This window comes from Aquidulcibacter sp. (assembly GCF_049239865.1).
Lineage (GTDB): Bacteria > Pseudomonadota > Alphaproteobacteria > Caulobacterales > Aquidulcibacteraceae > Aquidulcibacter.
This window is the reverse complement of record NZ_JBMLTR010000016.1, coordinates 36888-44819: the sequence shown is the minus strand read 5'-3', so window position 1 is coordinate 44819 and position 7932 is coordinate 36888. Positions and strand designations below refer to the sequence as shown.

General features: G+C 57.8%; 13 protein-coding genes. 2 read left to right on the top strand and 11 right to left on the bottom strand.

The annotated features are described in order from the left end of the window. The first annotated feature begins 194 nt into the window (after window positions 1-194). Entirely contained in the window at window positions 195-968 is a 774-nt protein-coding gene (locus ACOVRA_RS01940; RefSeq protein WP_421718831.1) for a HesA/MoeB/ThiF family protein, read from the top strand. Between the two features lies 1 nt (window position 969). Then, entirely contained in the window at window positions 970-1557 is a 588-nt protein-coding gene (locus ACOVRA_RS01935; RefSeq protein ID WP_421718830.1) for a hypothetical protein, read from the top strand. Here ACOVRA_RS01935 and ACOVRA_RS01930 read toward each other — a convergent pair. From ACOVRA_RS01930 to ACOVRA_RS01880, 11 genes are all read right to left on the bottom strand, one after another. Continuing rightward, entirely contained in the window at window positions 1554-1991 is a 438-nt protein-coding gene (locus tag ACOVRA_RS01930) for a hypothetical protein (RefSeq protein WP_421718829.1), read from the bottom strand. The two genes, ACOVRA_RS01935 and ACOVRA_RS01930, sit on opposite strands and share 4 nt — an antisense overlap. Before the next feature lie 7 nt (window positions 1992-1998). Next, window positions 1999-2283, bottom strand: coding sequence for a DUF2312 domain-containing protein (locus ACOVRA_RS01925; RefSeq protein WP_290807359.1), 285 nt, complete (start codon window positions 2281-2283; stop codon window positions 1999-2001). 72 nt (window positions 2284-2355) lie between these two features. After that, entirely contained in the window at window positions 2356-3345 is a 990-nt protein-coding gene (locus ACOVRA_RS01920; RefSeq protein ID WP_421718828.1) for an alpha/beta fold hydrolase, read from the bottom strand. Then, window positions 3342-3938 carry a tetratricopeptide repeat protein gene (locus ACOVRA_RS01915; RefSeq protein WP_421718827.1) on the bottom strand — a complete coding sequence of 199 codons (597 nt, stop codon included), beginning with the start codon at window positions 3936-3938 and terminating at the stop codon, window positions 3342-3344. Before ACOVRA_RS01915 ends, ACOVRA_RS01920 begins: the two co-directional genes overlap by 4 nt. 32 nt (window positions 3939-3970) lie before the next feature. Continuing rightward, a complete protein-coding gene (locus ACOVRA_RS01910; protein ID WP_421718826.1) occupies window positions 3971-4588 on the bottom strand; it encodes an HAD family hydrolase in 618 nt (205 codons plus the stop codon). A 6-nt stretch (window positions 4589-4594) separates the two neighbouring features. Continuing rightward, window positions 4595-4720 carry a type B 50S ribosomal protein L36 gene (gene ykgO, locus ACOVRA_RS01905; protein ID WP_085339923.1) on the bottom strand — a complete coding sequence of 42 codons (126 nt, stop codon included), beginning with the start codon at window positions 4718-4720 and terminating at the stop codon, window positions 4595-4597. 90 nt (window positions 4721-4810) lie between these two features. Continuing rightward, the gene (locus ACOVRA_RS01900; protein WP_421718825.1) at window positions 4811-5236 is read right to left on the bottom strand and encodes a DUF5360 family protein; all 426 of its coding nucleotides are present in this window, start codon (window positions 5234-5236) and stop codon (window positions 4811-4813) included. Then, window positions 5236-5490 (bottom strand): hypothetical protein, encoded by a 255-nt coding sequence (locus ACOVRA_RS01895; RefSeq protein WP_290807369.1) that lies wholly within the window; start codon window positions 5488-5490, stop codon window positions 5236-5238. The genes ACOVRA_RS01900 and ACOVRA_RS01895 overlap by 1 nt, the downstream gene beginning before the upstream one ends. A gap of 39 nt (window positions 5491-5529) precedes the next feature. Beyond that, complete coding sequence (gene fabB / locus ACOVRA_RS01890; RefSeq protein WP_421718824.1) at window positions 5530-6744, bottom strand: beta-ketoacyl-ACP synthase I; 1215 nt, start codon at window positions 6742-6744, stop codon at window positions 5530-5532. 11 nt (window positions 6745-6755) lie between these two features. Next, the gene (gene fabA / locus ACOVRA_RS01885; protein ID WP_421718832.1) at window positions 6756-7271 is read right to left on the bottom strand and encodes a bifunctional 3-hydroxydecanoyl-ACP dehydratase/trans-2-decenoyl-ACP isomerase; all 516 of its coding nucleotides are present in this window, start codon (window positions 7269-7271) and stop codon (window positions 6756-6758) included. Between the two features lie 101 nt (window positions 7272-7372). Beyond that, window positions 7373-7909 (bottom strand): SH3 domain-containing protein, encoded by a 537-nt coding sequence (locus tag ACOVRA_RS01880; RefSeq protein ID WP_421718823.1) that lies wholly within the window; start codon window positions 7907-7909, stop codon window positions 7373-7375. Window positions 7910-7932: the final 23 nt, after the last annotated feature.

Here is a 7932-nt window from a genome sequence, read left to right as displayed (position 1 = left end):
ATTTTGGTGAGACAGAAGGATCACCAAAAGGACCGCGCAGCACGAGCTGCGCCTGACAACGCGTACCGATGCGCAGGTTCCCCTTCAATCCCTCCCGGACATCGGCGCATGCGCCGATGTGTCCCAAGGGGAGAGGGGTTTTACACCCGCACCCTGATCTTGCCATCACCCGCCGGGACAGTCATCATGCTCCCATGAAAACAGGTAATGTTCGCCTTGATCGACATGCTCGCCACATTCTTCTCAAAGAGATTGGTGGCCCCGGGCAGAAGCGCTTGGCTGGGGCGACGGTGGCATTGGTTGGTGTGGGTGGTTTGGGGGCACCAGCGGCGCTTTATCTGGCAGCAGCAGGCGTTGGTCGTTTGATCTTGATTGACCCAGACGTGGTCGATCTCTCCAATCTGCAGCGACAAATCCTGTTCAAAACCGAAGACGTGGGCGTGGATAAGGTTCGGGCTGGCCAAGCCGCGATCCAGCATTTGGACCCCGCCATTGAAGTGGAAGTGCAAGTCCAGCGTTTGGACGCCACCAATGCCGAGCGCTTGATCGCGGGCGCAGACCTCGTGCTGGATGGCACCGACCAGTTTGAAACCCGCTTTGCCGTCAATGCCGCTTGCCACGCCTTGGGTATTCCCTTGGTGTCTGGCGCGGTTGGGCGTTGGGATGGGCAAGTGGCGGTGTTTGGCTCGGGCCTCAGTAAGACCGACCTTCATGGCGAGGCCTTGCCCTGCTATCGCTGCTTTGTGCCCGAAGTGCCACCTCAGGCCGAGACCTGCGCGGAAATGGGCATTGTTGGTGCCTTGACGGGTGTAGTCGGCTCAATGATGGCGCTAGAGGCGATCAAGTGGCTGACCAAGGCCGGTAAGCCTCTGATGGGTCGGCTGTGGATGATGGATGGCTTAAGCGGGCAAAGCCGAACCGTGCGTTTGAAGGCCGATCCTGCCTGTCCCTGCTGTGGGGCACGTTAAGATGCGGGCGGTGGCATTTCTGGCGGCCTGCGGGCTTTATCTGGCCGCACAGCCAGTCCACGCGCAAACCCAAGACATGTGCGCCCTAATGGCGCGCAATCCCGGCTGGGCAGAGGCCGTGCGCTCTGCCTCTTTGACGTGGAAGGTCAGCCCCGGCACGATCCTTACCGTGATCGACCAAGAAAGCCGCTTTCGCGCCACGGCCAAGGGGGCAGGGGCGGTGGATGCCAATTCGCTGCGCAATTTCGGCTTTGCCCAAGCCAATCTACGGACCTGGAACTGGTTTTTGCGCGACACGGGCCGAACCTCAGGCTCGCGCTCGAATTTTGCTTTGTCGGCAGATTTTGTCGGCTGGCATTTCACCACGATGGAAGCGCGAACAGGGGTTCCCCGTAGCCAGTTCGTCTCACATTATTTAATCTATAAAATGGGGGAGGGTGGTTTTCGCCGCGGCGCACCGCCCCAAGCCCGCAGCCTTGCCTCGACCTTGGCCGTGCGGGCAAAGTTTCATGATCGCAAGCTGTGGGATTGCGGCTTTGGTGCGGATGGCGACGACGGGGATGAAGCCTCAGACGCTGCTCCGAATTAGTCAGCCCTTTTGGGCCTGAAGCCTTTGGAAGTGAGACCCGTTTTGCGGGCAAGCGGCTTGCGCGGCTTATCTGGTTTTGGCCTGTCTGATTTTGGCCTGTCTGATTTTGGCTTGACTGATTTTCGATTGGTGGGGGTTGGAGGCTTGTCCTTGGCCTTAAAGCCCGTGCGGGACTTCTTGTCGGCTTCGGTCTCACCTTTTTTGCTGATTTGACGGACCTTCAAGCCTTGGCGCATCGAGAGCGGCGCGCTCAACTGGCCCTTATCAGGATCGGCAAAGGCAGAGCCGAATTTCGTCAGACGTTCTTCGACGCTGCCCAGAAATTCGGCTTCCCATTCCGTTAGACCCTCTTCACTCAATTTGGCCTTATCTGCCGCCCGTTTCAGGGCCGACAGGGCGCGCTTGGTCAGGGCAGGGTCAACCCGTCGCGACAAAAAAGCCTCAGATTTCGCCGACGGCTTCCAGATAGAGGTCGAGCATCATTTCAGCTTCTGCCCGATCATTGGCGTCTTGCTTGCGCAAGCGGATCACGGCGCGCAGGGCCTTGGTGTCAAAGCCCAAGGATTTGGCTTCGCCATAGACTTCCTTGAGTTGCTCAGCCAGTTCGGTTTTCTCGGTTTCTAAGGTTTCGATGCGGGCAACAAACTGGCGCAATTTTTCCTTAGACGATGAAGTCAAAGCTTGAGGGGCGGAAACATGGGATTGGTCGTCGTCGGCATCATACATGGTCGGAACCTCAAAGCATCAATGTGGGGCTGGTCTTAACCATCCTTCTAGCCTGCCTGCGCCAAGGCGCAATCAGGGCTCTGCACGAAATTGGGCAGAACTGCCCTCATACACAGTATCGGTCGCATGAGCGCGGATGATGCCCTCCACCAGATCGGGATCGACCCAATGGGGCATATGGCCCGCTTCGGGCACGCGAAAGCTTTGCGCGTGTGGGATGTCGCGCTTGAGGCCGGCGGCATGAATGCTATTATAAACAATCACATCGCCTTGGCCGGAAACGATGGTGACCGGCAGGGTCAGGCTTGAATAGCGCGGCGCTTGTTTGCCCATTTCCGCGCTGCCAATCACCATATCTTCGGCATTGGCCTTATAGGCCTTGGGCCGGAAGAAGAGCGGTGTGCCGATCTTATCCCCATAATCGGGCGGATTGACCGGACCGGGGGCAAAGCCGCGCGCAATGCCCTTGGGGGCAAGCTTTGGCCCAATCAGCGGCGGCAGGGTCCAGACGAGTAGGTCGCCCAAGATCGGCCAGCCAGCGATACGGTTTAATAGGCTGGTCGACTTCTGCCACGGGTGGGAGGCAGGGGCCAAAAGAACCAGCGCTTTGACGAGGTCTGGATGGTCTAAGGCTAAGCGCAGGATAACCCCTGAGCCCCAGCTATGGCCAACCGCTACGACGGGGCCAGACGCGGTCTGGCGCAGAATGTCGGCGATGAAGGCGGCTTGCTCGCCCAAGGTGGCCGCGTCTTTTGGCCGCTCTGAATAGCCAAGACCCGGACGATCTGGCGCGATCAAGCGCATATCTGTCAGGCGGTGGCCGAGTGCAGAAATCAATTCGCGCCCGTTTGAAGCCGCGCCATGCACCATGAGAATCTCAGGGCCACTGCCTTGCTCAATCACATGGGCCTTCACCCCGCGTGCGGTCACAAAGCGGCCGATGGCTGGCCAGGAACGCTCTATCAAGGCCAGCCGCAACACGATCGAGATTAGCATGAAGACGCACAGGGCTGCGGCCAGCACCAGAAATGGCATGAGGCGGGAAAGGTCGTCAGGGCTCACAGCGATAATCCGTCCAATCGGGCTTCCATGCGGATCAGGCCACGCTTGGCCCCGTCCAGATAAGGGTGGTAGAACAGGGCTTCGCGATAAGCTTCTTCGGCCCCTCGGAAATCGCCCAGATCTTCGCGTACAAGGCCCAAGCCCGTCCAAGCGGCAAAATGACGTGGCTCCAGGCGCAGCGCCCGTTTCAGTAGCGATTCAGCCTGTTTCAAGTCGCCATCATCATAAGCAATCGTGGCCAGGCGCGCTAAACCTTCGGCGAAATTGGGGGCTAGCTCTGTGACAGAGGTCAAGGCCGTCCGGGCGGCATCGGTGTCACCGGCATCCAGCGCCACACTGGCGCTTTCCATCAAAAAATTGATAGTGGGCGAGGCATTGCGCGTCATGATCAGATAAATCTCGCCCTCAAAGCGCATGGCCTCTTCGGCAGAGCCACTGCGGGCCAAGGCTTCGAAATAGCTGTTTAGCCTTTGGGCAGGGGGGGGATCATAGACGGTAGGATTGTCGACCTCAGGCACCACCACGCCCGGCGTGATCGGGACCGCACCGGCAGGCAGAAGTAAAAGGAAGGGCAACAGGCGCAAAAACCGCATAGGCTTAGCTTTCCCCTAAACCGGAAGACCCGTCAAACGGGAAGACCCGCGTCCTGCATCGCTTGGCGCAGGCCCTCTGGCCCCTCAAACAAATGGGTCACAAAGCCGTAAGAGGCGGCAGCGGCGATATTGGCGGGCGAATCGTCGGTGAAAAAGACTTCTTCTGCCGAAAGGCCGCCCATGCGTTTCAAGCTGATGTCGAAGATAGGCTTTAAGGGCTTGGCGGTCTTTTCATCGCCCGAGACGATGATGTCCTTGAAATGGCGCGGAAAATCAAACGGGCTGAAGCAGGTTTCGACCATCTCGCTGGGCATATTGGTCAAGACAAATTGCGGGATTTGCGCGGCGGCGAGCTCCTTTACCAATTGGGTGGAGCCCGTTATTTCGCCGGTGATCATCTCAGCAAAGCCCGCCTTCCACGCCGCAATCTCGGCTGCGAACTCTGGAAACTCAGCTTGTCGGGCAGGGATGGTGTCGGCCATGGCTTGGCCCTCGTCATGTAGCATATGCCACGACATTGGGCAGACATGATCGAGGAAGTAGTCGAGACGGCTGGGATCAGAAATCAAGCGCGCATAGAGTTTGCGCGGCGACCAGCCGACTAAAACATTGCCATAATCGAAAAGGACTGCGCGGATGGGCGCAGGCACGCGCAATTAGCCTTGCTTGGCTTTAAAGCGTGGGTCGACCTTATTGATGACATAGACCCGACCTTTACGGCGCACGACCTGACACGCTGCATGGCGGGTCTTCAGTGATTTGATAGAGCTCTTCACTTTCATGGTCGTATTCCAAAAGGTGGCGCGCAATGAAGGCGCTGTTAAGGTGACGTCTTTAGAGAGCGGCGCTGATACGTGTCAGAACACGAGAAGTCAATTCGCAGACGCAGAATTTACGGCCATTTCTCGCACCAAAGCGGGTAGAAATACCAGTGGCCAAACCACCAGAACCGCATTCATCCCAAACCAAACGGCATCGACCTCACCCAGAAGCAGCCAATAGCCGCACGCCATGCCACCTGCCACGATGGTGAGGATGAGGGAAATCAGAGCGAGAGGTCGCCAAATTGGGTCCCCAAGGCTTGCCGCGCGAACCGCCCACAGGCCTGTGATGGAAAAGGCAATGTCGAGGGGAAAGAAAGACCAGTTCCACGCTACGACGCGGGGATCGTGGGCATTGGCGTAAAGCCACGCACTGGGGATGCTGATCAGGCCCACGCATTCCAAGAGCGCCACACTCCAATAGAGCATGAAAGCGACATCGGTCGCCGTCAGCGCCCATTTGAGCGACGGGCGCATCACTTCTTGGCCTTCTTGTCATCTGGGCAAATGATCACCCCATAGGCCGCGCCCCAGCAGGTTTTCTTGCCGATCAGATAATTGATCTCAAATTTTGAGGCCAAATAATAATTGGTGCGCTTGATGGGCAGGAGGCTTGCCGCATCCAAGCTGAGCTTGTCCTGCTCGCGCATGACCTGACGCAGCCGCTGCTCCGTCGGGTTTGAGTAAAACAGGGCACCAAGCACGATGAGCAGAAAGAGGAGGAATCGCATGGTCCGATTGAGCCCCAACTTTGTGACGGGAAAATGGCGCTAGATTTTGGAGAACATTAAAGTTGCATTGGTGCCACCAAAGCCAAAGGAATTGGACATGGCGGTCTCAATCTCAACCTCTTTGCGCGCCCGCAGGATCGGCAAATCGGCAAAGTCTGGGTCGATCTCATCAATATGGGCGCTTTCGCAGGCAAAGCCAGCTTGCATCATCAACAGGCTGTAGATGGCCTCTTGTGCCCCTGCCGCCCCTAGAGAATGCCCTGTCAGCGACTTGGTTGACGAGATGAGGGGGATGTGGCCCGCAAAGACTTCGCGGATCGCGCCGACTTCTTTGGCGTCTCCCACAGGTGTCGCGGTGCCATGCGGGTTCAGATAATCGACCTTGCGGCCACCCGACATCTCTAAAGCTTGGCGCATACAGCGCACCGCGCCTTCGCCCGATGGGGCGACCATGTCATGACCATCAGACGTCGCGCCATAGCCCGTCAGCTCGGCATAGATTTTCGCACCGCGTGCTTTGGCGCGGTCATAATCTTCCAACACCAACATGCCGGCCCCGCCAGCAATCACAAAGCCATCGCGATTCTTATCATAGGCCCGCGAGGCCCGTGATGGAGTGTCATTATAGCCAGAAGACATAGCACCCATGGCGTCAAACAAGATCGACAAGGTCCAGTCGAGGTCTTCGCTGCCGCCGGCAAACATCACATCCTGTTTGCCCCAAGCGATGCTTTCATAGGCATTGCCGATGCAGTGGGCACTGGTCGCACAAGCCGAGCTGATCGAATAATTGACGCCCTTAATCTTGAACCAGGTCGCCAAGGCTGCCGACACGCCCGAGCACATGGCTTTGGGCACGGCAAAGGGGCCAACGCGCTTGGGCGAGCCCGTCTCGCGGGTCTTATCAGCAGCACCAACAATGGCTTTGGTGGAAGGACCGCCAGAGCCTGCGATGATGCCCGTGCGCTCATGGCTGACTTCGTGTGGCTCTAGGCCCGAATCGGCAATGGCTTGCTCCATCGCAATATGGCCCCAGCCCATGCCTTCTGACAAAAAGCGCGCGGCGCGACGGTCGACCAAGGTTTCCCAGTCGAGATTTGGGCGCGCTTGCACCTGACATTTAAAGCCATGATCGGCATGCTCTTGGGCGAAACTAATGCCAGATTTGGCAGTTCGCAGGCTTTCGGTCACTTCTGCGGTGTCATTGCCAATCGATGACACGATGCCCATTCCTGTTACGACAACACGACGCATCGGCTTTTTCCTTATAGGGCGTCTGGCTGAAACAGTCCGACGCGCAAGTCTTTTGCAGTATAGATAACTTTGCCGTCAGCCAGCACTTGGCCGTCGGCAACGCCCAGAATCAAACGCGATTTGAACACGCGCTTAACATCGATTTCGTAGCGCACGAGTTTCACGTCATTGGTGATCTGGCCCGAGAATTTCACTTCGCCAACGCCAAGCGCACGGCCTTTTCCGGGAAGACCCGACCAGCCCAAATAGAAGCCTACCAATTGCCACATGGCATCTAAGCCCAAGCAACCGGGCATGACGGGGTCGCCCTTGAAGTGGCAGTCAAAGAACCATAGGCCCGGATTGACATCCAATTCGGCTTCGATCCGACCCTTATCATAAGCCCCGCCTGCCTCGGTGATGGTGGTGATTCGGTCCATCATTAGCATATTGGGTAAGGGCAATTGTGCATTGGCAGGACCAAACAATTTGCCTTCGCCACACGCGATCAGCTGCTCATAGCTATAGGAAGATTCACGCGCGGGGATGGTCGTATCGGTGGTCTGCGTCAAAGGGATGCCGTCCTGTTACAAAATGTTTCACAAGGGCGTTAGCATGGCGCAAGGCCATTCGCCAAGCACGCTATCCGCTAGGGGTGACGCGAATTGTCAGCGCCCCAAAGCTCGGACGCGGGCACCCAACCCTTGAAGCGCCCAGCCTTAACTTGGCGCCAACCGGGACGTTCCTCAGTGATTTCAACGATCACGCCGTCAGAAATATAGGCCACAACGCGGGTATCGCTGCTGGCGTCGGCGCGCATGGCGACGCGCATATCCCGGGAAGGGCGTGCAATTCCGGTCCGCCGTCCATCCAGCATGCGCTTGTGCACCCAACTGACAGCCCCATCTGGGTCCTCAATGCGGCGCCAATCGTCGGTCTCGGCAACGACACGGACGGGCAGGCCCTTACGCTTATAGACCCAGCGGACGGGATAATCCTTGTCGGGGCCAGCGCGACCATTGATGTTGGAAAATTTCAAGGAAACAAAGCGCGGGACAGGTTGCCCTGACGGCGTTTCCCCCGCCAAACGGTTGAAAGGGGGAAAGCCACCGGCATACGCATAGCCGGCGCACAGGCTGGTGGTTGCCAAAGCAAGGCTGGCAAGGATGGCTTTTACTTTACCCATCGTGCGCAACGAGTTCCCAAACA

What these genes read in the sequence shown, in the direction of transcription:
- ACOVRA_RS01895 (WP_290807369.1), bottom strand. Translation starts at nt 5,490, where the DNA reads ATGCGATTCCTCCTCTTTCTGCTCATCGTGCTTGGTGCCCTGTTTTAC.
- ACOVRA_RS01900 (WP_421718825.1), bottom strand. Translation starts at nt 5,236, where the DNA reads ATGCGCCCGTCGCTCAAATGGGCGCTGACGGCGACCGATGTCGCTTTC.
- ykgO (WP_085339923.1), bottom strand. Translation starts at nt 4,720, where the DNA reads ATGAAAGTGAAGAGCTCTATCAAATCACTGAAGACCCGCCATGCAGCG.
- ACOVRA_RS01915 (WP_421718827.1), bottom strand. Translation starts at nt 3,938, where the DNA reads ATGCGGTTTTTGCGCCTGTTGCCCTTCCTTTTACTTCTGCCTGCCGGT.
- ACOVRA_RS01925 (WP_290807359.1), bottom strand. Translation starts at nt 2,283, where the DNA reads ATGTATGATGCCGACGACGACCAATCCCATGTTTCCGCCCCTCAAGCT.
- fabB (WP_421718824.1), bottom strand. Translation starts at nt 6,744, where the DNA reads ATGCGTCGTGTTGTCGTAACAGGAATGGGCATCGTGTCATCGATTGGC.
- ACOVRA_RS01935 (WP_421718830.1), top strand. Translation starts at nt 970, where the DNA reads ATGCGGGCGGTGGCATTTCTGGCGGCCTGCGGGCTTTATCTGGCCGCA.
- ACOVRA_RS01880 (WP_421718823.1), bottom strand. Translation starts at nt 7,909, where the DNA reads ATGGGTAAAGTAAAAGCCATCCTTGCCAGCCTTGCTTTGGCAACCACC.
- ACOVRA_RS01940 (WP_421718831.1), top strand. Translation starts at nt 195, where the DNA reads ATGAAAACAGGTAATGTTCGCCTTGATCGACATGCTCGCCACATTCTT.